The organism is Photorhabdus heterorhabditis, assembly GCF_018448905.1.
In the GTDB taxonomy this organism is placed as follows: Bacteria; Pseudomonadota; Gammaproteobacteria; order Enterobacterales; family Enterobacteriaceae; genus Photorhabdus; species Photorhabdus heterorhabditis.
Map to the genome: position 1 here is coordinate 27,767 of NZ_RCWA01000033.1, position 25,535 is coordinate 53,301.

Consider the following 25,535-nt stretch of genomic DNA (forward strand, 5'->3'; position numbering starts at 1 on the left):
ATTATCGTTTTGTTTTAAAGAGTTAGCTCATGAATAAAGAGACAGATACAGACAGTAAAGTGGGTTATGTACCGACATTCCATAAATCCTACCTGCATCCTCGTTACTGGGGAATATGGGCGGGAGTGGGGGTGTTGGCTGGGCTAGCTTACGTTCCAGTTAAACTGCGTGATCCTTTGTTGGCGAAAATAGGATGGTTGGCGGGTAAGTTTGCAAAAGGGGCGCGGCGCAGAGCGAGAATAAACCTGTGTTACTGTATGCCGGAACTGACTGGGCAGCAGCGCGAAGCATTGATTGATAAAATGTTTTCTACCGCGCCTCAACCTTTTGTCATGCTAGCTGAAATGTATTTACGTGGTACAAAATCAGCGTTAAACCGGACTCATTGGCATGGCGAAGAGATTACTCTTCAACTGAAAGAGCAGGGAAAAAACATTATTTTCATGGTTCCTCATGGCTGGGCTGTGGATATTCCGGCGATATTGCTGACAGCGAATGGACAGAAAGCAGCGGCTATGTTTCATCATCAAAAAAACCCAGTATCAGATTATTTGTGGAATAAAGCTCGCAGTCAATTTGGTGGTCGTTTACATTCCCGTGATGCGGGAATTAAACCTTTTATCGCCTCTGTTCGCCAGGGTTTCTGGGGATATTATCTTCCTGATCAGGATCATGGTGAAGAACACAGTGAATTTGTTGATTTCTTTGCAACTTATAAAGCAACATTACCGGCAATTGGGCGATTGATGAAAGTTTGTCGTGCGGCTATTGTTCCCTTGTTTCCGGTTTATAATTACCGTACTCACCAGCTTGATATTTATATTCGTCCACCAATGGATGATATTGATGGCAAAGATGATGCTTTTATTGCTCGTCGGATGAATGAAGAATTAGAACAATTAGTGCGACCAAATCCTGAACAGTACACCTGGATACTTAAATTGCTTAAGACCCGGAAACAGGGTGATATTGAGCCGTATAATAGAGAAGATCTGTGATTCTAATCATAACTGCCTATCCCAATAGGGCTATTTTATTTGCCCTTCTTTGCCATAAAGAGCGAACCTGGGCAGTGCTCAAAATCCTCACGTACTACGTGTACGCTCCGGTTTTTCCGCGCTGTCCGTGTTCAAACTGCCTGCAACAATTACGCCTATTGAGATAGGCTCTAAGTCATAATCACAGTTTGAAAATTTAAATTGTACCCCTAATGCTGGACATAATATATCCAGTGATTAGGGGGGGTATATGATGAAGCATTTTACTTACACTTGAAATATCAGGACAACATTTATGCGGCTATGGTTTGTTTGATTGTCTCTAACAGACCGCCCGTTCCACAGCAAGAACCATCATAGTTTGGATTATGCTTCCTGTTAGTCACTCGATCGTGGGGGCATCCGCCATTACATAAATGAAACCATTTGCATTGATGCATTTTTTCGTATGATTCCCTCTCCTCTATAAGATGGTTTTTATTTGTATCTGATTTAACTAATAAATTCCCAAGATCATTATCGATAATTGAACCATAATTATTCCCTTCGGCACCAACATATTTGTCACATGCTGATACAGTACCGTTGGGTTCCAATGTAATGATTTCCTGAGAGCAGTTACCAGCCCAATAACAATCTGATATTTTCTTTTGAGATGATTTAATACTGTCAATAAATCCATCAAACAGACGAATATTTATTTTACCTTTATAACCATCCCACCAGACCCGGAAAACATTAGAAAGGAAATTGATATAATTATGGTAAGTGATATAACTTCCTCCAGGATCGTCACCGGGTTGACACCGGTTATCTGGAACAATATTCAGAAATTCGATATCCGTTAAACCAATTTCGTAAAAATAAGAGAGCATTTTTTCGATATTAGATTCGTAAACATCTCTATCGACGACAACCAGTGCACCGTAAGGTATGCCATAACTTCTCAATTTCTTCATACCCGCAGCAACCTTATGAGATGTTGGTCTTCCTCTATAATCTAATCTTCTGCTATCGTGTATTTCTGGAATACCGTCAACGCTTATACCGACTCCCATTCCGATACCTTTAAGGAATACCAACCAGTCTTCGGGAATGTTGACGGCATTGGTTTGTACCGAATTAGTGATAACTTGATCTGGCTTTTTAAATTGCTCCTGCAACCAGATTAATTTCTTAAAATAATTAACATTCAATAAAGTGACTTCACCACCATGCCAAACGAATTCGAATCGCTTTATATTGGGTATGGATAAGAAACGGTGCATAGAGCGCATCAAGTTAAAAAACGTTAAGGTATTCCCTTTTCCTTCAGCCCAGGAGTGACAATAAGTACACCTCAAGTTGCAAAGCCTTGTAGCTTTAACAACAACAACTAACTTATTGGCATTGACCACTTCAGGGCTAAATTGTATACCAATTTCCTCATTATATAGAGCCAGTTCATCATCATCTAATATTTTTTCGGCAGGAATTTCACCAATAATTCTACAAGCTAGTTGCCTATAATTAATTTTAGGCGATTTCTTGAGAATCGATGATCCGTCTGAATCTAAATGTTTTATTGGGATTATAGTATCCATAACGAACTCCTTCATGTTATTTATTCTCAAACAAGTTATGCTCAAACAAGCAAATGGCCATCCTTCATTGTTAATATTCTGTCAGAAAATGAAGCCGCTTCTACGGAATGGGTTACCATAACAATAGTCGTGCCGTTTTCATTCAGATTTTTCAGTGAAGACAAGATATTTTGACCATTTATGCTATCCAGGTTCCCCGTTGGTTCATCAGCTAATAAAATAGTCGGGTTTGAGATCATTGCCCTGGCGATCGCGACACGTTGCTGTTGCCCACCAGATAATTGTATCGGTTTATGATTTCCCCGATTTTCTAATCCAAAATTATTTATTGTATCAAGTACTTTATTCTTTCTCTGCTTTTTAGAAAAACCTCTATATTTCAAAGGTAATTCTATATTTTCAAATACAGTTAGATTGGGTAATAGATTGAATGATTGAAAAATATAGCCAATAAATTCGCGTCTGAATGATATTTTCTCAGAATATTTCATCTTTAAAATATTATTATTATTCAGTGTCAATTGACCACTGTCGATGGTTTCGAACATACCAATAACATTCAGTAATGTTGATTTCCCTGATCCAGAGGCTCCCATTATAGAAATAAACTCACCTTTATCTATATTGAGATTTATTTCATTCAAAACATTTGTCTGAATGAATTTCGTTTTATATGATTTACAGACATTCATCATGCTAATCATTTTATTCAATCCTTACAGTATCATTATTAACTAATCTATTCTTACCAAAGCTAACTATTGTTTGCCCTTCAGTAACACCATTTTTGATCTCAATATCAGAGCCATTATCTTGGCCGGTGGAGACCTGAATGCGCTGGGCAATTTTTTTATCTGGATGGTAAATAAACACATAGCTCTTGTTGTCAATGGAAAACACCATAGATGAAGGTACAGAGAATATTTTCCTATCTTCATCAAGTTTAATGATAATATCAACCGATTGACCTCGTTTGAAGTCAAGAGCTTTCTTATCTTCTAATTCAAATCTAACTTTGAAAGTTCCATTATTCACCTCAGATGAAATCAATTTCACAAGCAAAGGTGTTTTTCCGTTGTTATAGACTAAATTAGCAGATGAGTTGTATGTTATTTTTTTCAAGTAGTATTCGTTGATCTCTGATTCGAAATAAAAACTTGATAAATCATCAACAATGGCTATTTGATCACCGGGTTTTAACCGTTGACCTAAAATTAAATCTAATGAACTTATATTACCTGCTATAGGTGATTTTATTGAAAGTTGTTCAAAACCATTTTCAATGATTTCAGAGAGTTTTCTTTGTTTTTCAACAAATTCGTCTATCTCTTTTAATTGCTTTGATATGTCACGATCTTTATCATTTTTTAATTTTTTGTAAAATAAATAAACATCATGCCAATAGTCTTTTTTAATCTTTAAATCAGAAATGGTTTCTTTAGAAACATAATTTTTATTTACCAGGTTATTATATCTTCTTAACTTATCTTCTGTTTCTTTTAACTCTTTGGATGCTTCTAAGAATCTGTTATTGATATCTCTATAATCAGATTGCAAGTTTATTCTTATATTTATTAAATTATTCAGCTTGTCTGTAACGTCTGCTAACATGGCAGAATTATTCAATGTGAAATTAAAATTAGATAATTTAACTATTTCTTCTCCCTTTAAGACATTTTGTGATGGTTTTTTCATTATATCGGTAACGATTCCGCCAATCTCTGTTGAGATCGATACACTTTTATTAGGAACAACAACCGCTCTTGTTTTTAAAATATCACTATCTATTTTGCTACTGATACGAAATTTTTTGACCTCATTTCCATTTACGGAAGCTTCTTTAGATGAAATAACATAATAAGCAATAAATACGACAAATGAAATAAAAGCGATAAAGAAAATAAGAATTAATAACTTCTCTTTATTATGTGTGCCTTTTTTTCTGATTTCTATATCCATGATTAATCTCACAAAAATTTAGTAGCAGATAATTTTCTATAATTCATCAGATAGGTAGTGATCATTATAATAACGGTGAATATCATTGTCGCAGATAAGGCGAGAGCGCTATATACAAAAGAATCAGTGTAAATCACATTATATTCGCCGAGTAAATAAACCAAAATGGTTCTTCCTGATATATATGCTATGAAAATTGATGCAATTATAGGAATGACGCTTTTCGATAAAAAATGGATAAGATTTGTATAAATAGAACCCCCAATAGACTCCATTATACTTAATTCCTTTTTCATATGGTTGAAATCAGTCATGCTGGTAGTAAAGCAGGCTATAATCAATAATAATATTGAGAAAATAGCGACAGCAGATGATAATTTTATCACTTTTAAATAATTATCATAATAAGAACTGAATAAATCACTGGTTAAATTAATGTCATTTTTATCAAAGCCATGTGCTAACAATTCATTAAATACCGCTGAAAGGTTATTTATGCTATTTAAATTTAGTGAAGCATATTTACTCTGATCCTTTTTTATAAAAATAACTATTGGCTTGAATGGTTCATCTATAGCACCTAAATTAAAATCTTCTATAATCTGAATAAACCTGATTTGGATTTTTTTACCTTCGATTGTATACCAATAGTAGTTGTTAAAAATATCATCGTACTTGATAATTCCATTTTGTTTCAAAAACTCTTTTGTAACTAATGCATTAACAACATCCGTATTATCGCTTTGGTATATTCGTTTGTCATTACCCGCTAATATCTTCATTTTCCAAACATCAGTAAAGTTCTCGTCTGCAATAATGACATTTGAAGATATATAATTATTTATATCTTGTTGACCAGAATAATAAATAGTTATATTGTCTCTTGACATATCAAATGGTTGCCAGTTACTAAGTGTTATTTTCGAAGTGCTATATTTGCTAGTAAGGTCATAGCTTAATTCATTAATACTTAATTTCTTATTATTGTCATTATTAATGGTGATCGATATTGTTTTGGTATTATCATATGGAGTATGTACATCAACAAGATGGATATACTGATTAACTAATCCAGTGACTAAATAGATAGAGATGCCAGAAACAAGCAATTGAATAGCTAATGATGATTTCCTAAACCAAGAGGACAAGGTTGACTCATATCTCATATCCATTTTTCGGTTTCTCTGATAAATATAGAAGCGTAATGAGAATGAAAAATGTATTGATGAAACAAGAATAAACGCAATAAGAATAGAAAATACCCCGAGATATATTAAATTGTTTATTTCTAAAGTGTAAAATAGGTTTTTTATATATAGGGATGTATTGAATATGGTTATGATAAGTAATAAGAAAATAAGAGTGGAAAATACCATTCTTACTAACATTGTTGGTAGCGAATCACAAATAATATTGAAGGTTGATGCACCCAACGCTTTTTTTAATTGATAGATATCCCTTTTTTCTGATGAATCAGCGGAAGTTAAATTATAATAATTTGTTAACGCAGCAAATAAAATAAATGCGAAGGCTATATATGAGCTATAGATGACTTCCTTTGATAAACCAATAGCAATTTCATCAGGCAATTTATCCTGATAATGAATGTCTTTTAATTTCTTTAATGATAAATGAATAAATTCACTGGCGGTAAATGGCGCACCGGGAAGATTGGATGCTTTTGTTTCAATGATATTTTTGAGAAATGTATCTTTATTAAATATTGTGTTTTTATCAGTAAATTTCACAAAAATATAAGCGTGTGTATCATACCAATTGAATATTTCTTTATTATAGTCTTTTATAAGGTTTGGTTTGAATGAAATAATAGCATCCATATTAAGACTAGAGTCATGACGTCTTTCTAAGATATCCTTGATGATATAGGTTTCATTATCCAGAGTAATAGATTTTCCTTTGGGATCTTCCAAGCCGAGATATCGGTTGTTGAAATCTTTTGTGATATAAATTTCATTTGCTCCCAGAGTGTTATCTGCTTTCTTAAAGGGAGATAAGGTATTCAGGAATTCATGGCTCACGGCAAATACCGGAACTTTAGTGATCTTTTTACCTTGTAGTTCAATGGTCGTATTAAGTTTGAAAATGTAGTCTACATGATTTACTCTTGCATCTTTTCTTAGTTCCTCAATGAGTGGCAGTGGAGATTTTGCCGATCTTACTTTTTCTCCGTTAGGCAAATTGAATGTGGTTTCTATCCGGTAAAGGTTGCTATTATCCTGGTAATAGTTATCGATTTGAGTATCTGAATAGAAGGCGGTAGAAAGTAAATAAAGGGCTAAAATTGCTATTGACACCGAGAGTATCGATACCGATATGTTGAAACGCTTCATGGATTTTGAGAGGTTAATAGCGTTCATTTTGTTGCTAACGTTCCTTTTCTTGAGATTAAACTATACCTGTTATCTTTCAAGTTGCCTCGTCAGTCACAGAGTTATCTATGCTCCTGGGGATTCGCTCTCTTGCTGTCGCGATCCATCTTGAAATCTATTGGGTATATAGTATTTAGATACCGATATCTTCGTCTCTGTTTCTGAGTATTTCACATAATATGCATGAAGATCCAACTAAAATGTTTTTTTCTGTCAATATTGATTTTTTATCGTGTTTTTACTCTTTTTAGTTACTGGAATGTATTATATTTTTATGTGGAAATTAGAATGTTTAATAATATTAGTGGTAAAAGGTAGTAATATTCAAGGGTAAAATTTTAAACGTAAAACACTTATCTATATTGTTCAAATTATCATATTAACATGATGAGATTATTTAGGGTAATCCTAATGAATTCATAGGGTTACCCTATGGTTAAGGTTTAATAAATGTCTTAATTTGAAGAATTAAATTTCCTGAAAGCTTTTCGACCAATTCCAGGCAGTGATTTCAGGAATTTTTGGTTTGCTGCTTAATTCATTCAGCGCTTTCTCAGTAATTGAAAGTTCGGTTTCTTTGAATGATGCAGCGAGGGAATTTAATGCTTCTTGAGTTTTGCAAGTTTCAACTAAGATATTTTGCATGATAATCTCCATTTTGTTTTACAGATGGTTAATGAGATAACTTCCTATTTCCTTCGGATAAAAACATGGTCAGGAAATTCTTACTTCCATATGGAAAATGCTGATATCAACGTCCAATTACTAATACTATGTTGAATAATTGTCAATGTGTTTTTCTGTTTTTTATGACTCAATCTAGAAGATAAAAATTAATTCTTTTAGATATGTCAAGTTATTACTTTGCGATTAAAGATTAATAACATCCCTTTTTATTTAGATAGGGAATCTTTTTGTCCAGTTCCAGGCATTAATTTCAGGGATCTCGGTATTATTGGCTAATTCGTCCAATGCCTTTTCCGTAATTGATAGTTCTGTCCCTTTGAATGATGTGACAAGGGAATTTAGTAACTCTTGATCTTTACAGGTTTCAATAGGAATGTTTTGCATGATATTCTCCGCTCACATTTTCAGATGATTAGTTAAGTTATTGATTATTACCTTTAAATACAAATGTATTATCAGGATGTCTCTTGTTCTATATCCATATGAAAAATGCTGATATCAGCATTTAATTAATAGTACTATGTTAAAGAATTGTCAATGTGTTTTGTTGTCTTTTATGACATCGCTTAAGAAGTAAAAATCTGGATTTTTGTATGTATACCCAATAGATTTCAAATTGCAGCGCGGCGGCAAGAGAACGCATCCCCAGGAGCATAGATAACTCTGTGACTGGGGTAAGTGAACGCAGCCAACAAAGCAGCAACTTGAAAGATGAAGGGTATATCAGATAAGTATCGTCTTGTAGGATTTAATTTTATAAGTCATGAGAATTGATTTAAGCCGTTATTATTACTGTTATTTAAGGTAAATGTATTTAGCCTGAATTTAATATCATGTTTTATAATATAAAATTAAAATATTTCTACAGTAAAATATTAGCAGAGATCAAAATTATTGGATTATGATCATTAAATTACCGATTAAATTTCTGGTCGATATCAATATAAAATTAAGGCGCGCAGTTCGGGTGCGCCCCTTAATTTCCGTAGTAATGTTTTATTCCACTTCAAGAATACGGCAGGTGTTAGTGCTGCCAATTGTCCCCATTTGGTCGCCTTGAGTAACCAGAACAAGGTCGCCGGAAATCAGATAACCTTTATCACGCAGACGGTTAACGGCCTCATTAGCGGCTGTTATGCCGTCAGTATGACTGCTGCAATAAACGGGTGTAACGCCACGGTAAAGCGCCGTTTGATTCAACGTTTTTTCATGACGCGACATAGAGAAAATGTGCAAACCAGAACTGATGCGGGACATCATCCGAGTGGTGCGACCTGATTCGGTCATTGCGATAATTGCCTTCACACCTCTTAGATGGTTTGCTGCATACATGGTAGACATGGCAATGGCTTCTTCGGTGCTTTCGAAAATAGTGTCTAACCGATGTTTGGATACATTGAGTCCCGGCATTTTTTCTGCCCCCAAACAGACCTGAGCCATGGCAGCAACCGTTTCAGCCGGGTATTGTCCTGCGGCTGTCTCAGCGGAAAGCATCACTGCGTCAGTACCGTCAAGCACTGCGTTCGCTACATCCATAACTTCTGCACGGGTAGGCATTGGATTGGTAATCATGGATTCCATCATCTGGGTAGCGGTAATGACGACGCGATTCAATTGGCGGGCACGACGGATCAATTTTTTCTGAACACCGACCAGTTCTGGATCACCGATTTCTACGCCGAGATCACCACGGGCAACCATTACAACATCGGAAGCCAGAATAATTTCGTCAATGATTTCATCACTACTGACGGCTTCTGCACGTTCAACTTTTGCCACGATTTGCGTTTCGCAGCCGGCATCCCGCGCCAGACGGCGGGCATAATTGAGATCTTCGCCAGTGCGAGGGAAAGAGACGGCGAGGTAATCAACGCCAATTTTGGCGGCGGTGATAATGTCTTCTTTATCCTTTTCGGTCAGAGCTTCAGCGGATAAGCCTCCACCGAGTTTGTTGATTCCTTTATTGTTAGACAGCGGGCCGCCAACAGTGACTTCCGTGAATACTTTCATGCCCTGAACTTCTAATACTTTCAGTTGAACACGTCCATCATCCAGCAGCAGAATATCACCCGGTACAACATCAGCGGGTAATCCCTTGTAATCGATACCGACTTTCTCTTTATTGCCTTCGCCTTTGTTAAGGTTGGCATCAAGTAGAAATTTATCTCCGACATTCAGGAAAATTTTGCCCTCTTTAAACGTTGATACGCGGATTTTAGGTCCCTGAAGATCGCCAAGAATAGCGACATGGCGGCCCAGGCGGGCTGCTATTTCGCGGACTTTATTGGCACGTTGGAGGTGATCTTCTGCCGTGCCGTGGGAAAAGTTGAGGCGGACTACGTTTGCACCAGCAATAATAATTTTTTCAAGGTTATTATCGCGGTCGGTAGCCGGACCAAGGGTAGTAACAATCTTCGTTCTTCTGAGCCGTCTGGACATGTATTACTCCGTTGACCTGTGAGTATTGGTTATACCCGTTATCTTTCAAGTTGCTTCTTTATTGGCTGTACTCACCCCGGTCACAGAGTTATCTCTGCTCCCAGGAATTCGCTCCCTTGCCGTCGCGATCCATCTTGAAATCCATTGGGTATAGATAAAAATAATCAATAATCTATTAATTATCCTATAAAACGAGTAAGAAAACCTCTTCGGCAATCCAACTATCAAGGCTGGTTACAGATTACATTTTTAAAATTACCGTTAGTATATGCTATCAGTCTAACAATTTAATAAATAGTGAACAAAAACACAGCATTATTCTAGAAGTTATTTATCTAGTATACGTGCCATTTGTTCATCTGTTTATTTTGTTCCTATTTATATAATGGCTTAAATATTTGTATATATTAGCATTTTTATGCTAAATGGCGCAGTGTGGAAGGTAGTAAGGCTTCCTATGGCATACTGATCGGGGATAACCGATGATGTTTGATCGGTATTTTTGGATGAATGTCGTCACCAAGAAGAAGGGGCAGTGATATTGATGAGTAAATTAGGTCCGTTGGATTGCATTAACGGTGCGAACATTCTGAAACACAGGATAGAGTTCCAGTTGGTGGATGAGCGTGCTGGCTTAAAGAAAACTCAAATAACTTGACAATGAGTAGCTGCCTAAGCTAATTCATTATTCATAATAAATGATGGATAATATTTTACTCTGTCATGTCACCGGGTAAACCTTAATTCAGTCTATCCTACATAGTATTCAGTCATATGTTCTCTGTACCTACGGAGATGAACCATAAATGAAGTGATAGTTCAATTTATTTCAACCACTGTTCCCTGTGCTCACGGGGATGAGAACGGAATTAACCTCAGGGTCGAGTGAATATCAGTAGCAATGCTATTGGTGACTGGAAAATAAAATAACTTGATAAGGGTTATCTGCCAACTCTATCTAAATATGAACAATGGATTATCGCTTTGTTATGTCAGCGGGTAAGTCCTGATGTTTTCTATCCTAATAATCCTAAGTACCTGTTCTTCGTATCTACGGAGATGAACCGAGAATAACAGCGTGGTTATTCGATTGGCTGTCATCATTATTTTCCTGTGTTTACGGGAATGAGAACCGCTTGTGTTTCTGGGTGTAGTCGCAATTAAAGAAAGAGGCGTGATATTGATGAATAAATTAGGTCCACTCGATCATATTGACTGTAAAAACATTCTGAAACACTGGATAGAATTCCAATTGGTGGATGAGCAAGGCAAGCCGATTGTGAATATGCCTTACCGGTTGAGAAGTCGGGGAAATCCGCGAGATAAACGTCGGGGGGTAACGGATGGTTTTGGTATGATCCGGGAAGAAACCTTTCCACCCCATCTGGTGAGGTTGTATATCGGTGCTCAGGAACTGGCGAATGAGATGGAGAAGCATCCGTTGCGGGAAAAACGCGGTGAAGAGGCATCGGTGGTGAAACCAAAAGCAGAAACCGAAGGTCATCAATACCGTTATGTGACGATAGGGCAAATCAGTGATGGGGTGCCGGTGCTTGATGATTGGAATGATCCTAAAAAAATTCCACCTCCCTATCATTTCCCGGACCCGGAGCCAAAAGGCTATCAGGTTCATCCGTTAAATCAGCGATATGTATTGGAAGTCTGTCCATTCCGGGCCTGGGTTTTGCAATTGCATCATCAAAAAGAGTATTCAATTGTTAATGCCTATAACCAGTGTTTGATGAGTGTATTGGCCTATGCGGGCGGGGATATCAACGTAGAAGGCTCAGTGCCTCACTTTTTTAACCGGCAGATGGTGGATGTCTCGAAGCTGCCTAATAAGGTAGAGACATTGTCGGCAACCCCGATTGTTTATGATGTGCCAGAGATTGGTTCACCTTTACATAACGCTTTACAAGCACAACTGGAATCAGCGGAGCGAGCAATCCATGTTATCGACAATAATTACTCTAAGAAAAATTAGCAAAGCGGAACTGAAGTTTCGGGAAGCCTTTGAGCGCCTGAAAGCAGGTAAGACGGATATATTACCGAAAGGAACCCCGCTCAGCCAAAACTTAGATCAAATTTCAAGGTAATTTAGGAAAAAATTTACACCAGTTGCTCAGTTAGACCGTCAGCAATCCACTGCGCTTTTCCGTATATATAATCATTATCATTTGTAATTAATAATAAATATCAATATGATTGTTATTATTTTTAATCGGCGGTTTTTTTACTTTCAACAAGGAAACAGTTATGCCAGTTTTTCCTTTTCCATTTAAGCCATCTGGACCTATGTCACCGATAACAACTAAGCCTTGGTCACCTTTTCCATCTTTGCCATCCGGACCTATGTCACCAATACCATCTGGACACTCATATGGATTTATTGGAGCCTACGACGTCATGCGTGGAAAGTCTTCAGGCACATATTTTAACAAAACTGACGCCGACTTATTACCATACCATGGTGGTATAACAATAAAGGTAGCGCCATCAGGAACGGAATATACAAATGCTGCGGGAGTTGTTAGTAAATCTCCATTTGGGCACGCATGGGTTGAATTCCAGGGAGAATCTATCGGATGGGGTTTAGGTGACAATAAGAAAGTCGGAGGGGTTGATAACCTTACATTTCGAGACTCTATGGCCTACGATCCATCAAAGGTTGTCAGTGTCACATATCCATTATATTCAGAACCTGTTGTTGGTAATATAGAGAGATACATTTCTGAATTGAAAAATAGTAACTTTTCAGGTTTCAAAAAAGATTATAATCTCCTGACTAATAATTGTATCGATTTTGTAAACTCTATTTTAGAAATCACAGAGTACGATAATGAATTACATTATTTAGATTACATTCAACCATTACACGGATTAACTCCAGATGGGGTGATACGTCTTTTAGATTTAGACCTAAATCAGGTGAAAGAGATTATTGAACAACACATTGATGAATTTGAAAACAAAGAAACACCACTTGTTATTGACTTGACCGGTGACGGCATTACTACGATACCAGAAAACGGTAATCTCTTTTTTGATCACGATAATAACGGCATTATTGAAAGTTCGGGATGGATAGAGTCAAGCAGTGCTTTTTTAGTGTGGGATAAAAATAAAGATGGGAAAATAAACAATGGAAGTGAGTTGTTTGGGAATAACTCAATATTAAAGAATGGAAACAAAGCAGATAATGGATTCACGGCATTAGCTGATCTGGATGATAACGGTGATGGTATTTTTGACCAGAATGATAGCCTATGGCATTCATTAGAGTTATGGATTGATGCGAATCGTGATGCGATAACTGACAGCGGAGAGTTACATAAATTAAGTGAATCAGGGATTTCATCTATCAATCTTGCGTATAAAGAAGATGGATTCAAAGATGTTAACGGTAATATCCATGGGTTGGAAAGTACCGTGAACTGGGATAATGGAAATGTGACTCAGATAGTGGATGTGTATTTTGCAGTGAATAAAAATAACACCATTGACTCAGTTACCCCTTACGTTGACATCATCGGGGTAAATGAGACCTTGAGTGAAGCCATTTTATGATTAATTTCTTTTTAAAAAACAAAAAGAACTTTATTTTTTCTTTGTTACTTTTAGCTTTTACGGTGCAGAGTGCTCACATGAATAGACATAATATTCCATCAGCTATATTTAATTACCCGGATGATTTTTTATCAGCATTATCTATCCCGATGCCTAAAAATGAAAATGACTATTTTGAGTTGGTAAGTAAAGCAGACGCCGGAGATCCAGAAGCAAATTGGATGCTCGCTGTAATACAACAAACTGTAGGTCATTATCAGGAGGCCAGTGAACGGTATCATTTATCTATTTCCAGAAATGATAAATATAAGACAGAGTCTATGGTTAACTTAGGGTTTATTCTTGAAAAAGAAAATAAATTCTTTGAAGCTCGGTCTCTTTTTGAACAAGCCGGAGAAAGTGGTAATTTTGAAGGTTATCGTACTATTGGGACTAATTATTTGAATGGTATAGGAGTAACCCAAGACTTTAATAAGGCGGAGGAATATTATAAGAAAGCAAGTCAAATTGGATGTGATGAATGTACACGTTTTATTAATAATTGGGATGAAATTGTTAAATTAAAAAAATCAGAAAAATAAATTTCGACTTGAAATAAATGGCGTAATTTTTTTTGATTAAAATCATCTAAAAATACGGCAGCTAAAATTTCCTTCTTGATAAAAGAAGGAAATGATGGCCGCAGATGATGAATAAACAACCGAATTAAAAATTTATTATTGCTATTTTTGTTGTTAATTAGAACTAATTAATTTTAAACAGGTAAAAAAGTATGTTGAGATATTTCAAGCAGCAAGGGAATGCTGAGTTTAAAAAAAATGGAAAAGACATCGGACTGAATTAGTTAATACTCATTTTATCGATATTTTTGCAAGTCTCACGTTAGTGATGGTGAAGGAATTATTGTGAAATTACACTTTCCGAAAGGGGAAATCACGGACGTTATCCGTGCGCGCAGCAAAATATTTTGGACTATCGGTTTATTTACCGCCTTCATCAACCTTCTGATGCTGGTTCCTTCTATCTATATGCTGCAAGTCTATGATCGAGTATTGCCCTCCAATAATGAAATGACTTTGTTAATGTTGACGCTGATTACTCTTGGTATGTTCGCCATCATGGGCGGGTTGGAATATATCCGAAGCATGGTAGTGATACGCATTGGTAATCAATTTGATATGAATCTGAATCAACGAGTTTATACCGCTTCGTATGAATCCAACTTAAAAAATGGTTCAACAAATGCCGGCCAGATGCTCAATGATTTGGCGACTATCCGCCAGTTTCTCACAGGAAATGCGCTGTTTGCTTTTTTTGATGCCCCTTGGTTTCCCGTTTATTTGTGTGTCATTTTTTTATTCAGCCCGTATTTAGGTTTGTTGGCATTAGTTGGCGCTATTATTCTGATTTCTCTAGCGGTATTGAACCCGTGGTTATCTCAGTCTCCTTTAGCTGAAGCAAGTCAGCTTTCTTTACGCTCAACTAATTTAGCCAGTACTAATTTGCGTAATGCCGAAGTCATCGAAGCGCTTGGAATGTTATCCGTATTGCGTCATCGATGGTTTGGGTTGCATGAGCGTTTTCTGAATTTTCAGCGTATTGCCAGTGAACGCGCCGCGTCCATTACAGCGTTAACTAAAACAGTACGTATGGCTTTACAGTCGTTGATTTTGGGCTTGGGGGGCTGGTTGGCAATTCAAGGAAATATCACACCAGGAATGATGATTGCAGGCTCTATTTTAATGGGAAAGACGTTATCTCCGATTGAGCAGCTAATACAGGCATGGAAGAGCTGGAGTGCCGCACGTTTATCATGGCAGCGGTTAGATACATTATTGCAAGCCCAACCCGAACGTAAAAAAGGCATATCATTGCCTCCTCCTAAGGGATCATTGTTGTTAGAGAATGTATCTGCAATGCCTCCCGGAACAGTACGTTCAGATCAAAACCAGACGCCGAAAAACAATGCCTATGTTTTGCAAAATCTTAATTTCGCTCTAAACAGCGGTGAAATTTTGGGAATAATTGGTCCCAGCGCATCCGGAAAATCCACATTAGCACGTTTATTGGTCGGAATTTGGCCTACTCAAGAAGGCGTAGTGCGGCTTGATGGGGCCGATAGTTACGATATCGTTTAGAATGTGGGGATGACATTGGTAAATTGACCAGTGCAGATTATTTACAGACACTCAATGAGCAATAGGCGATCGCTGACTGCGCAATCGTTGCGAGTCAGCCTGACAGTAAAGGTTTCAGACCGGGGGAAAGCCAATCTTATCAAAGCGTGAATTTCGTAGTGCTTCTTTGACTCTTTTTAAGTTATCTCTGAATGTTGTGCCACGACGCAGGGTAAATCCGGTAGCTAGAACATCGATAACAGTTAATTGGGCGATTCTTGAAACCATTGGCATATAGATATCCGTATCTTCCGGTACATCCAGAAGAATGGCGAGCGTTGCTTCGCGAGCAAGTGGGGAATTTTGTGAGGTAATCGCGATGACCGTTGCATTATTTTCACGCGCAAGTTGTGCCGCTTCAACCAGGCTTTTCGTCCTGCCAGTATGGGATATCAACACGACTACATCATCTTCGGCACTGTTAATACAGCTCATCCGTTGCATCACAACGTCATCAAAATAAATAACCGGAATATTGAACCGGAAGAATTTATTCATTGCATCATGAGCAACAGCGGCAGAAGCACCTAAGCCAAAAAATGAGATTTTCCGGGCCTGAGTCAGTAAATCGACAGCCCGATTAACCGCAGTGATATCCAAATTGTTTTTTACCGTGTCCAGCGTCGCCATTACTGATTCAAATATCTTATTGGTGTAGGCGCTAACAGTGTCACTTTCTTCAACATTACGGTTTACATAAGGCGTGCCATTGGCAAGGCTTTGGGCCAGATGGAGTTTGAAATCGGGGAAACCTTTGGTATCCAGACGACGGCAAAAACGGTTAACGGTTGGTTCACTGACTTGTGCCATTTTTGCCAGCGTTGCAATACTGGAATGAATTGCTGTTTGCGGTGAAGCCAGAATAATTTGCGCCACTTTTTTTTCTGATTTACTTAAAAATTCAATACTGTTTTGCACCCGTTCCAGTGTGTTCATAAAACGTAGTTACCTATGGTTTTAACGATTTCATTCAAAGGAGAAATCTATGTAAGTTTTATGAAAATATACTACTAGTAAATTGAAGCTGGCAGCAGGAAATCACAATAATTTAATATTTTTCATAAAAGTATGACAAGTGTCTAACTTTCATATTAGTAATTATCTTTCATATAAGTTGCAAAATTACATATGAATATAACTATTCAGTGGTGGTAGCCCCCGTTGTTAATGGAAGATTAGAGTTATTTACTATAGCTGTTTACGCGCTATAACCAAAAGGGTACATTATTGGTTAAGGCTGTAACAAAATTACAATATCCCGCAATGAGGAGATGCAATATGGCGGTTACTTCCACAGCTCAGGCTTGTGATTTAGTAATTTTTGGGGCTAAAGGGGATTTGGCTCGCCGGAAATTATTACCTTCCCTTTATCAGCTCGAGAAAGCGGGTTATATCCATCCTGAAACACGGATTATTGGTGTGGGTCGGGCTGATTGGGATAAAAAAGCTTATACCAAAGTTGTTGAAGAAGCTTTAAATACATTTTTGCCGGAAGAATTAGATCCAAAGTTATGGCAGACGTTGAGTGCACGTTTGGCGTTTTGTAACCTGGATGTGAACGAAAAGGAAGATTTCACCAGACTGAAAAAAATTCTTAAGCAAGATAACCGGCCTGCAATCCACTATTTTGCGATGCCACCAAGCACTTTTGGTGCTGTTTGCCACGGATTGGGTCTTGCGGGGTTGAATAAAGAGCCAAACCGAGTTGTGATGGAAAAGCCTCTGGGGACGGATCTTGAGTCATCCAAAGCCATTAATGATGAGGTTGCTAAATATTTCAATGAGTGTCAGGTTTATCGCATTGACCATTATCTGGGCAAGGAAACGGTATTAAACCTGTTAGCACTGCGTTTTGCCAATTCGTTGTTTGTCAATAACTGGGATCACCGGACAATTGATCATGTACAAATTACAGTAGCGGAAGAAGTCGGTATTGAAGGTCGTTGGGGTTATTTTGATCAAGCCGGGCAGATGCGCGATATGATTCAAAATCATCTGTTACAAATTCTAACTATGATTGCTATGTCCCCACCGGCAGATTTGACAACAGACCATATCCGTGATGAGAAAGTGAAAGTATTGCGTTCCCTGCGTCGTATTGATCGCACCAATGTGCGGGAGAAAACGGTACGCGGTCAGTACACCGCCGGTTTTGTACAAGGGAGTAAAGTTCCGGGTTATCTGGAAGAAGAGGGCGCGAATCAGTCTAGCAGGACAGAAACTTTTGTCTCTATCCGTGTCGATATTGATGACTGGCGTTGGGCCGGGGTGCCTTTCTATCTGAGAACCGGTAAACGATTGCCAACTAAATGTTCTGAAGTGGTAGTTTATTTTAAGAAACCAGCGTTGAATCTGTTTTCTGAATCTTATCAACAATTACCGCAAAACAAGCTGACTATTCGTTTGCAACCGGATGAAGGTATTGATATTGAAGTGCTGAATAAAGCACCGGGGCTTGAACATAAGCACCGTTTGCAAACCACCAAGCTGGATCTGAGTTTTTCTGAAACTTTCAATCATATTCCGTTAGCAGATGCTTATGAAAGGCTGCTGCTGGAAGCTATGCGTGGTATTCAGGCGTTATTCGTTCGTCGTGATGAAGTGGAGGAAGCCTGGAAGTGGGTTGATTCCATTATGGAGGCATGGGTGGCAGATAATGACGCTCCTAAGCCTTATCAGGCGGGAACATGGGGGCCAGTTGCTTCTGTTGCTATGATCACTCGTGATGGCCGTTCGTGGAATGAGTTTGAGTAACGGGCAATAAATGAGGAACGCATAACCCCAATAGATTTCAAGATGCATCGAGACGGCAAGGGAGCGCAGCCAACAAAGCAGCAACTTGAAAGATGAAGGGTATACCTTCATTGAGGCTCAAGCCGCGTTATAAGCGGCTTGGTCTTATCGGTTTATACTGATATCTGCGCTGTTTTTTTATTCATTTTGTGATGTTAGACGAGAAAAGAATAAAATTGAATAATTGCTTTCTATTATTCCATATGGTAGAAGTATCAAAGTAATCGACCCTATAACTTAACCGACACTATAACTATGAGGATTCTTAGTATATCGCACAGATTGTCGGTGCGATGAAAGAATAAAATACCATGAACAGCGCCAAAAGCGTCAAGTTTCAAAGTTCCACCCACGTACTTTTCCTTTCTGCCATTTTATCCAGTGAACATTACTGGTGCGGTGCATTGTAGCGTTTGACTCCTGTTAACCGGTTTTCAACCGGTGTTTCTGTTTCGTCAAAACATCAGGTTATTTATTTTTCATCTCATGCGTAGGTGGGATTAGATTATTTGTGACTTGTGTCTTGACGTGCATATTTGCGTGTTCAGGAGAAAGAAAATGATTTATTGGTTATTCCTTGCAATGGCAATTGTTACCGAAGTTATCGGTACCTTATCGATGAAACATGCCAGTGTTTCCGGTGGTGTAGCTGGCATGGCAGTTATGTACATCATGATCGCCACATCCTATATCTTGCTGGCAATGGCAGTGAAAAAAGTTGCATTGGGCGTTGCGTATGCTTTGTGGGAAGGTGTTGGCATTCTATTTATTACTGTTTTTAGTGTGATGTGGTTTGATGAATCACTGTCATTGATGAAAGTGGGCGGTTTGGCTCTGCTGGTGACAGGAATTATGCTGATTAAATCTGGCACTAAAAAAGCCACGGTCAAAAAATCAGCTGAGGCAATGAAACAGATGGCAAGTAAGGCTGTCAGTGCCGCAACCACCAAAAACAGTAAAATAAAGGAGGCATAACATGTTGCAACAATTTGAATGGTGGCATGCTGCGTTTCTGTTTCTTGCTGTAGTGTTAGAAATTTTAGCGAATATTTTACTAAAATTTTCTGATGGTTTCAGACGTCCTTGGATGGGCATTCTCTCACTTGTTGCTGTCCTTGGGGCTTTCAGTGCGCTTGCTCAGGCAGTGAAGGGAATTGAGCTTTCTATTGCTTATGCTTTGTGGGGGGCTTTCGGTATTATCGCAACAGTTGCAGCTGGTTGGATTATGTTTAATCAACGTTTGAATGGTAAAGGTTGGGGGGGAATTGCTTTATTGCTGTTGGGGATGGTGATGATCAAGATGGCTTAAGCCATAGTGTAACCCAATCTGGGGGAGTGTGATTTACAGCGATTGTTTTAATTTTTTAGCTTCTGATGCAGCTTATAATTATTTTTTCTCTGCTCAGATATTTTAATTAAATACTGTATGTCGCCTCCCTTTTTAATTTTAAAAATCAGGGCAAAGATATATATCTGCTGGTATACAACTATTTTGCATAATAGCCAGCAGATATAGATAAAATGACTTTTAGCAAGTAAAACATACATCTGGTGTATGACCATCTTTCGAACGACAGCCAGGGCACCAAGATTGAACGATATGGCGACCATCACCCATATCCCTCATGCCAAAGTCTTCATAGCGATAGAAAATGTGTTGACCAATTGAGACAGAACAAGATGGGCAACTTTTGTAGAGCTTGCCTTCTAGTTCTGCAACAATTGAATCATGAAAGGAACAATTACAACTTGAACAAACATCCATAGAATGCTCCATACCAAGTGATAAAAGTTATTAAAGGTTTAGGCCACGTTGATATTCACTATACCCGTCATCTTTCAAGTTGCTTCTTTGTTGGCTGCACTCACTCACCCCGGTCACATAGTTATCTATGCTCCCGGGGATTCGCTCCCTTGCCGTCGCGATGCATCTTGAAATCCATAGGGTATAAACAATGGCCAGGCACTTATGTGCTTATTAGAAAGTATGGATGACTCATAAGCATAATTCAATATTTGAAGTGTAAATATAGAAAATCCGTTTGGTGTATTAACTTTGTCAGATGAAATAAACTCTCTTTATTATAAACAGTAGTTGTGATTATTTTGTTTAAATTTATTATCAAAATCTTATTAGTTACTTAAACATGGCATAATTTAAAGTTATTTTAAAAAAGGGCCATTGTTAAAGTCGATGTTTTGGTCTGAGAGATTGATTTATAGTAAGTTTTGGTATCAAATTTTTGTCAGCTATTGTCTGCAAAGCTGGAAATATATCTGAAACAGTAAAATATATACCCAATGGATTTCAAGATGCATCGCGACGGCAAGGGAGCGAATCCCCGGGAGCATAGATAACTATGTCCATAGATAACTATGTCATAGAGAACTCTGTGACCGGGGGGAGTGAGTGCAGCCAACAAAAAGGCAACTTGAAAGATAACGGGATAACTACGGGTAGTAAAGAATATCCCGAGATTAATATTAAATTCCCGCGATAATTTTTATTTCGACTTTATATTTGGGGTTCATCAGTTTGGCTTCAATTGTGCAGCGCACGGGCGCACTTCCTGCGACAACCCATGCATCCCAGACGGTGTTCATACCGGCAAAGTCTTCTGTATTAGCCAGAAAAATAGTGGCATCGATAATTTTACTTTTATCAGAACCAAGGCGCTGTAACATGATATCAATAGCGGCCAGTGTATCAGCCATCTGCTCCGTAATATCACCATCCAGTTTTTCTGGGACACTGGTGTAATAAATGGTTTTGTTGTGGATTACTGCTTCGGACCAGCGATCTTGTGGATCAATACGTTCAATTTTCATGGATACCTCTTTAAGTTAACGACTATATCTGCCGGATTTTGGGTGGTGATCAGGGAATAGTATTGGCATAATCTCCATCCATTCTATTAAAAGAGACGGTCTGTGTCAGACGATTTTGCGAAAAACGGTACGCTTGCTAAAGCAATAAAAGGTTTTAAACCCCGTGATGCTCAACGAGAAATGGCTGTTGCTATTAAGTGTGCAATTAAAAACCATCAACAATTGGTGGTAGAGGCGGGCACAGGAACGGGTAAGACATTTGCTTATCTGGTGCCTGCATTGCGTTCTGGGCAAAAAGTGATTATTTCTACTGGTTCCAAAGCATTACAGGATCAGCTTTATAATCGTGACTTGCCGACTGTTGCTGAGGCAATTAATTTCTCTGGTAAACTGGCACTGTTAAAAGGCCGTTCAAATTATCTTTGCCTGGAACGACTGGAACAGAATTCTTTTAGCGGAGGGCAACTGGAAGCGGAAGTTCTGTCAGATATGGTTCGACTGAAAAGCTGGTCTTCGCAAACGGAAGAGGGGGATATCAGCACTTGCCATCAGATAGCGGAAGATAGCCAGGTTTGGCCGTTGGTAACCAGTACTAATGATAATTGCCTTGGCAGTGATTGTCCGAGTTATCAGGAATGCTTTGTTTTGAAAGCTCGTCGTCGGGCAATGGATGCGGATGTGATCGTTGTCAACCATCATCTGTTTATGGCGGATATGGTGGTGAAAGAAACTGGATTCGGTGAGTTGATCCCACAAGCGGAAGTCAAGATATTTGATGAGGCACATCAAATTCCCGATATCGCTAGTCAATATTTTGGTCAGCAATTAAGCAGTCGCCAGCTAATGGATCTATCCAGAGATATTATTATGGCGTACCGCACGGAAGTACGGGATCAAGCTCAGTTACAAAAGAGCGCAGATCGCCTAAGTCAGAGTACACAGGATTTCCGGCTGGCGTTGGGCGAGAATGGTTATCGTGGCAATTTGCGAGAGTTATTGCAAAATACGCATGTGCAACGGGCACTCGTATTGCTTGATGATGCACTTGAGCTTTGTTATGACGTGATGAAATTATCTTTAGGGCGTTCAGTTATGCTGGATGCTGCATTTGAAAGAGCGACAGTTTATCGTAATCGCCTTAAGCGTTTGAAAGAGGTGACCATCCCCGGTTACAGTTATTGGTTTGAAAGTTATGGTCGCCATTTTCTTCTAGCGTTGACACCTTTGTCAGTTTCCGACAAATTCAGTGAAATTATTAATGAACAATCCAGCTGTTGGGTTTTTACGTCAGCCACATTATCTGTTAACGAACAGCTTTCACATTTCACCGAACGGCTTGGGCTAAAACAAGCAAAGACCTTATTGTTGCCAAGTCCATTTGATTATCAGAGTCAGACACTACTTTGTGTTCCTCGGCATTTGCCGTCACCTAATCAGGCGGGTGGTGCAAAATGGTTGGCGAAGATGCTTAAGCCGCTGATTGAAACTAATAAAGGTCGTTGTTTCTTTTTATGCACTTCACACCAGATGATGCGCAGTTTGGCTGAAGAGTTCCGTGCCAGCATGACATTGCCGATTTTAGTTCAGGGCGAAACGAGTAAAAGTCAGCTACTTTCGCAGTTTATTTCTGCCGGCAATGCGTTATTAGTGGCAACCAGCAGTTTTTGGGAAGGTGTAGATGTGCGGGGTGATGCGCTTTCTTGTGTCATTATCGATAAGTTGCCATTTACGGCGCCAGATGATCCATTATTAAAAGCGCGTATTGAAGATTGTCAGCTAAAAGGTGGTGATGCATTTAATGAAGTTCAGCTGCCAGATGCGGTTATCAGCCTGAAACAAGGTGTCGGGCGGCTTATTCGTGATGTCGATGATTATGGTGTGGTCGTGATTTGTGATAACCGACTGGTGATGCGTCCTTATGGCGAAGTGTTTCTTAACAGTTTACCCCCTTCGCCACGAACTCGTGATTTGACAAAAGCCATTGCTTTCCTTGAGGCTCGGCAATCTTCTTGAATCAAAGAGGAAAAAGATAGGTTAATTGAAAAGGGGCATTTTTCAGAGGTGATTAAATGTGGTTAAAAAGTATCGTAGTGAGGCATTTGCTGCAATTCACGAAACGATGGAAGCATTGAGTGAAATAGGGGGTGTCAATAAGCAAATTATGCGTGAGTTTGATGCCGCCTGTTTGACCCCCATAGAATCATTATCTCCAGAGGAAATACGTTTTCTTCGTGAGCGGGAACATTTGTCACAACCTGTTTTTGCCCGGTATTTAAATGTGAGTAAAAATCTTATATCGGATTGGGAGCGAGGGACAAAAAAAACAGAGGGCCGGCTCTTGGTTGCTTACGATAGTTAAGAAGAATGGTATTCAGGCCATTGCGTAACGTAATTAAGAATGTTCCATGTTGTGAAAGTAGTAAATAGCCGGCTTATGGCCGTCTGCTGGGTAAAATAGACAAAGTTATGATAAGATAGCGCCTTATTTCGAATTATATATTACTTGCCGAGGTTAAGGCATGTCCACACGAATTCTGGCTATTGATACTGCAACGGAAGCCTGTTCAGTTGCTCTTTGGAATAATGGTGCCGTTTTGGCACAGTTTGAAATTTCTCCACGTGAACACACACAACGTATTTTACCTATGGTCCAATCTGTTCTGGCAGAAGCGGGTGTCAGTTTACAGCAACTTGATGCCCTAGCTTTTGGTCGTGGACCGGGTAGTTTTACTGGTGTGCGTATTGGTGTTGGTATTGCTCAGGGGTTGGCTCTGGGAGCTGAATTGCCGGTAATTGGTGTTTCAACGCTCAATACAATGGCACAAGGTGTTTTTCGTCTGACAGGATCAACCCAAGTATTAACGGCTATTGATGCCCGGATGGGGGAAATTTACTGGGGGCAATATGTTCGTAATCAGAGAGGTGAATGGCAGGGTAATGAAACAGAAGCCGTGCTGAAACCGGAGCGGGTACAGGAGATTATGGCTTCATTGAATGGAGATTGGGTGATTGCTGGTACTGGCTGGCAGGCTTATCCTCAATTGGTGACAAGTCATTTAACGCTAACTGATAGTGATATCACATTACCTCATGCTGAAGATATGTTACCCCTGGCTGTGCAGATGTGGCGGAACGGTGAGATAACGGCCGTAGAACACGCTGAACCGGTATACTTACGTAATGAAGTTACTTGGAAAAAATTACCGGGCCGTTAAGCATCGATTGATGAAACTTGTAGTAAAACAAAGCATCAAATAAATAGAGTTATTTTGATCGTATTATTGGATCAATTTTCAGGAGAAGGTGGTTATGTTAAAAGTAATAAACTGCCGAATGAGTATTCAAGCACTAGTCGTATTAGCTGTTGTCATGCTCACAGGTTGTATCTCTGTTCCTGATTCAGTAAAAGGAACGTCGCCATCACCAGTTCAAGATCTGCTTTCTGTTAAGAATGCACCTGAGTTGTTTATCGGTCAGGAAGGGAGGTTTGGTGGTAAGGTACTTGATGTGGTGAATGAAAATCATCGTACCCGTCTGGAGATATCGTCATTGCCATTAGCATCAGATGCCAGTCCAGAACTGCATGAGCCTTCTTTCGGTCGTGTCTATGCTTATGTTAATAACTTTCTTGAGCCTGATGATTTTAAAGGAAATTACGTCACTGTTGTTGGCCCGATAATGGGGTTGGAGAAGGGTAAAATTGGTCATGCGGATCACGCCTATGTTGTGATTAATGCAACGGGCTATCAACGTTGGAAGACTGTTCAGCGGGTATTGGTGCCTTATAATTCTGGGGCCTGGAATTATTATGGTTATCCATATTATTCAGGTTGGGGATGGAATTGGTATTATCCCGATCCAGCGTCTGTTGAGACTATTTTGACCCGGTGAGCTAATTTCAATACCGGGAACTGTTAATAAGCAGTTTATGGGTGCCGTAATCTAATTTTGTTGGAACCGCCGCATTTATGTGGCGGTTATTTATGTGTGCGCCGGGCATGGCGCGTAGCGCCGTGACAGGCGCTGTTCTTTAGCTGTGGTGGCCAAAGAGCGACTAAGAGGTGAAAGTCCTCCACACACCCGGTGAGGGGAAGTGTTAGCTGAACGGCAAGG

The 25,535-nt window shown here is 38.9% G+C and carries 19 protein-coding genes and 2 pseudogenes; 12 read left to right on the forward strand and 9 right to left on the reverse strand.

Features of this window, described 5'->3' with window-relative positions; translation table 11 throughout:
- Positions 1-29: 29 nt before the first annotated feature.
- Positions 30-998: a lauroyl-Kdo(2)-lipid IV(A) myristoyltransferase gene (gene lpxM / locus EAE89_RS17595; protein WP_054476604.1), complete on the forward strand. Its 969-nt coding sequence runs from the start codon at positions 30-32 to the stop codon at positions 996-998.
- Positions 999-1,291: 293 nt separating this feature from the next.
- On the opposite strand, the gene darE is transcribed toward lpxM, so the two are convergent.
- The 7 genes from darE to pyk form a co-directional block, all read right to left on the reverse strand.
- On the reverse strand, positions 1,292-2,581 hold the full coding sequence (darE, locus tag EAE89_RS17600) for a darobactin maturation radical SAM/SPASM protein DarE (protein ID WP_054476603.1): 1,290 nt from the start codon (positions 2,579-2,581) through the stop codon (positions 1,292-1,294).
- Between the two features lie 41 nt (positions 2,582-2,622).
- Positions 2,623-3,285 (reverse strand): darobactin export ABC transporter ATP-binding protein, encoded by a 663-nt coding sequence (gene darD / locus EAE89_RS17605; protein WP_149616896.1) that lies wholly within the window; start codon positions 3,283-3,285, stop codon positions 2,623-2,625.
- 1 nt (position 3,286) lies between these two features.
- Positions 3,287-4,540: a darobactin export ABC transporter periplasmic adaptor subunit gene (darC, locus tag EAE89_RS17610; RefSeq protein ID WP_149616895.1), complete on the reverse strand. Its 1,254-nt coding sequence runs from the start codon at positions 4,538-4,540 to the stop codon at positions 3,287-3,289.
- An 8-nt stretch (positions 4,541-4,548) separates the two neighbouring features.
- On the reverse strand, positions 4,549-6,918 hold the full coding sequence (gene darB / locus EAE89_RS17615; RefSeq protein WP_054476599.1) for a darobactin export ABC transporter permease subunit: 2,370 nt from the start codon (positions 6,916-6,918) through the stop codon (positions 4,549-4,551).
- A gap of 480 nt (positions 6,919-7,398) precedes the next feature.
- The gene (gene darA, locus EAE89_RS17620; protein WP_161804210.1) at positions 7,399-7,575 is read right to left on the reverse strand and encodes a darobactin family peptide antibiotic; all 177 of its coding nucleotides are present in this window, start codon (positions 7,573-7,575) and stop codon (positions 7,399-7,401) included.
- Positions 7,576-7,827: 252 nt separating this feature from the next.
- Positions 7,828-8,001: a peptide antibiotic darobactin B gene (gene darA-b / locus EAE89_RS17625; RefSeq protein ID WP_161804209.1), complete on the reverse strand. Its 174-nt coding sequence runs from the start codon at positions 7,999-8,001 to the stop codon at positions 7,828-7,830.
- A 612-nt stretch (positions 8,002-8,613) separates the two neighbouring features.
- A complete protein-coding gene (gene pyk / locus EAE89_RS17630) occupies positions 8,614-10,056 on the reverse strand; it encodes a pyruvate kinase (RefSeq protein WP_054476597.1) in 1,443 nt (480 codons plus the stop codon).
- Positions 10,057-11,239: 1,183 nt separating this feature from the next.
- Here pyk and EAE89_RS17635 point away from each other — a divergent pair.
- The 4 genes and pseudogenes from EAE89_RS17635 to EAE89_RS17650 form a co-directional block, all read left to right on the forward strand.
- Positions 11,240-11,941: pseudogene (locus EAE89_RS17635) on the forward strand (lipase family protein); the annotation flags it as partial.
- A gap of 371 nt (positions 11,942-12,312) precedes the next feature.
- A complete protein-coding gene (locus tag EAE89_RS17640; protein WP_149616893.1) occupies positions 12,313-13,623 on the forward strand; it encodes a C97 family peptidase in 1,311 nt (436 codons plus the stop codon).
- Positions 13,624-13,700: 77 nt separating this feature from the next.
- Positions 13,701-14,204 carry a tetratricopeptide repeat protein gene (locus EAE89_RS17645; protein ID WP_244866569.1) on the forward strand — a complete coding sequence of 168 codons (504 nt, stop codon included), beginning with the start codon at positions 13,701-13,703 and terminating at the stop codon, positions 14,202-14,204.
- A gap of 324 nt (positions 14,205-14,528) precedes the next feature.
- Positions 14,529-15,749, forward strand: a pseudogene (locus EAE89_RS17650) (type I secretion system permease/ATPase); the annotation flags it as partial.
- 126 nt (positions 15,750-15,875) lie between these two features.
- Here EAE89_RS17650 and EAE89_RS17655 read toward each other — a convergent pair.
- A complete protein-coding gene (locus EAE89_RS17655; RefSeq protein WP_054476594.1) occupies positions 15,876-16,736 on the reverse strand; it encodes a MurR/RpiR family transcriptional regulator in 861 nt (286 codons plus the stop codon).
- Positions 16,737-17,078: 342 nt separating this feature from the next.
- Here EAE89_RS17655 and zwf point away from each other — a divergent pair, with 342 nt between their 5' ends.
- The 3 genes from zwf (at position 17,079) to mdtI (ending at position 19,902) form a co-directional block, all read left to right on the forward strand.
- Positions 17,079-18,554, forward strand: coding sequence for a glucose-6-phosphate dehydrogenase (zwf, locus tag EAE89_RS17660; RefSeq protein WP_054476592.1), 1,476 nt, complete (start codon positions 17,079-17,081; stop codon positions 18,552-18,554).
- A gap of 597 nt (positions 18,555-19,151) precedes the next feature.
- Positions 19,152-19,568, forward strand: a complete 417-nt coding sequence (mdtJ, locus tag EAE89_RS17665; protein ID WP_054476590.1) for a multidrug/spermidine efflux SMR transporter subunit MdtJ — start codon at positions 19,152-19,154, stop codon at positions 19,566-19,568.
- 1 nt (position 19,569) lies between these two features.
- The gene (gene mdtI, locus EAE89_RS17670; protein ID WP_280516028.1) at positions 19,570-19,902 is read left to right on the forward strand and encodes a multidrug/spermidine efflux SMR transporter subunit MdtI; all 333 of its coding nucleotides are present in this window, start codon (positions 19,570-19,572) and stop codon (positions 19,900-19,902) included.
- Between the two features lie 1,175 nt (positions 19,903-21,077).
- On the opposite strand, the gene EAE89_RS17675 is transcribed toward mdtI, so the two are convergent.
- Positions 21,078-21,422 carry a RidA family protein gene (locus EAE89_RS17675; protein ID WP_214086321.1) on the reverse strand — a complete coding sequence of 115 codons (345 nt, stop codon included), beginning with the start codon at positions 21,420-21,422 and terminating at the stop codon, positions 21,078-21,080.
- Positions 21,423-21,524: 102 nt separating this feature from the next.
- Between EAE89_RS17675 and yoaA the strand changes: the two genes are divergently transcribed.
- The 4 genes from yoaA (at position 21,525) to EAE89_RS17695 (ending at position 25,313) form a co-directional block, all read left to right on the forward strand.
- Positions 21,525-23,435 (forward strand): DNA repair helicase YoaA, encoded by a 1,911-nt coding sequence (yoaA, locus tag EAE89_RS17680; protein ID WP_149616891.1) that lies wholly within the window; start codon positions 21,525-21,527, stop codon positions 23,433-23,435.
- A 58-nt stretch (positions 23,436-23,493) separates the two neighbouring features.
- A complete protein-coding gene (locus EAE89_RS23760) occupies positions 23,494-23,781 on the forward strand; it encodes a helix-turn-helix domain-containing protein (protein WP_262499966.1) in 288 nt (95 codons plus the stop codon).
- 160 nt (positions 23,782-23,941) lie between these two features.
- Entirely contained in the window at positions 23,942-24,637 is a 696-nt protein-coding gene (gene tsaB, locus EAE89_RS17690) for a tRNA (adenosine(37)-N6)-threonylcarbamoyltransferase complex dimerization subunit type 1 TsaB (RefSeq protein WP_054476578.1), read from the forward strand.
- Between the two features lie 94 nt (positions 24,638-24,731).
- Entirely contained in the window at positions 24,732-25,313 is a 582-nt protein-coding gene (locus EAE89_RS17695) for a Slp family lipoprotein (RefSeq protein ID WP_054476576.1), read from the forward strand.
- Positions 25,314-25,535 lie beyond the last annotated feature (222 nt).

What these genes read in the sequence shown, in the direction of transcription:
- lpxM (WP_054476604.1), top strand. Translation starts at nt 30, where the DNA reads ATGAATAAAGAGACAGATACAGACAGTAAAGTGGGTTATGTACCGACA.
- darE (WP_054476603.1), bottom strand. Translation starts at nt 2,581, where the DNA reads ATGGATACTATAATCCCAATAAAACATTTAGATTCAGACGGATCATCG.
- darD (WP_149616896.1), bottom strand. Translation starts at nt 3,285, where the DNA reads ATGATTAGCATGATGAATGTCTGTAAATCATATAAAACGAAATTCATT.
- darC (WP_149616895.1), bottom strand. Translation starts at nt 4,540, where the DNA reads ATGGATATAGAAATCAGAAAAAAAGGCACACATAATAAAGAGAAGTTA.
- darB (WP_054476599.1), bottom strand. Translation starts at nt 6,918, where the DNA reads ATGAACGCTATTAACCTCTCAAAATCCATGAAGCGTTTCAACATATCG.
- darA (WP_161804210.1), bottom strand. Translation starts at nt 7,575, where the DNA reads ATGCAAAATATCTTAGTTGAAACTTGCAAAACTCAAGAAGCATTAAAT.
- darA-b (WP_161804209.1), bottom strand. Translation starts at nt 8,001, where the DNA reads ATGCAAAACATTCCTATTGAAACCTGTAAAGATCAAGAGTTACTAAAT.
- pyk (WP_054476597.1), bottom strand. Translation starts at nt 10,056, where the DNA reads ATGTCCAGACGGCTCAGAAGAACGAAGATTGTTACTACCCTTGGTCCG.
- EAE89_RS17640 (WP_149616893.1), top strand. Translation starts at nt 12,313, where the DNA reads ATGCCAGTTTTTCCTTTTCCATTTAAGCCATCTGGACCTATGTCACCG.
- EAE89_RS17645 (WP_244866569.1), top strand. Translation starts at nt 13,701, where the DNA reads ATGAATAGACATAATATTCCATCAGCTATATTTAATTACCCGGATGAT.
- EAE89_RS17655 (WP_054476594.1), bottom strand. Translation starts at nt 16,736, where the DNA reads ATGAACACACTGGAACGGGTGCAAAACAGTATTGAATTTTTAAGTAAA.
- zwf (WP_054476592.1), top strand. Translation starts at nt 17,079, where the DNA reads ATGGCGGTTACTTCCACAGCTCAGGCTTGTGATTTAGTAATTTTTGGG.
- mdtJ (WP_054476590.1), top strand. Translation starts at nt 19,152, where the DNA reads ATGATTTATTGGTTATTCCTTGCAATGGCAATTGTTACCGAAGTTATC.
- mdtI (WP_280516028.1), top strand. Translation starts at nt 19,570, where the DNA reads ATGTTGCAACAATTTGAATGGTGGCATGCTGCGTTTCTGTTTCTTGCT.
- EAE89_RS17675 (WP_214086321.1), bottom strand. Translation starts at nt 21,422, where the DNA reads ATGAAAATTGAACGTATTGATCCACAAGATCGCTGGTCCGAAGCAGTA.
- tsaB (WP_054476578.1), top strand. Translation starts at nt 23,942, where the DNA reads ATGTCCACACGAATTCTGGCTATTGATACTGCAACGGAAGCCTGTTCA.
- EAE89_RS17695 (WP_054476576.1), top strand. Translation starts at nt 24,732, where the DNA reads ATGTTAAAAGTAATAAACTGCCGAATGAGTATTCAAGCACTAGTCGTA.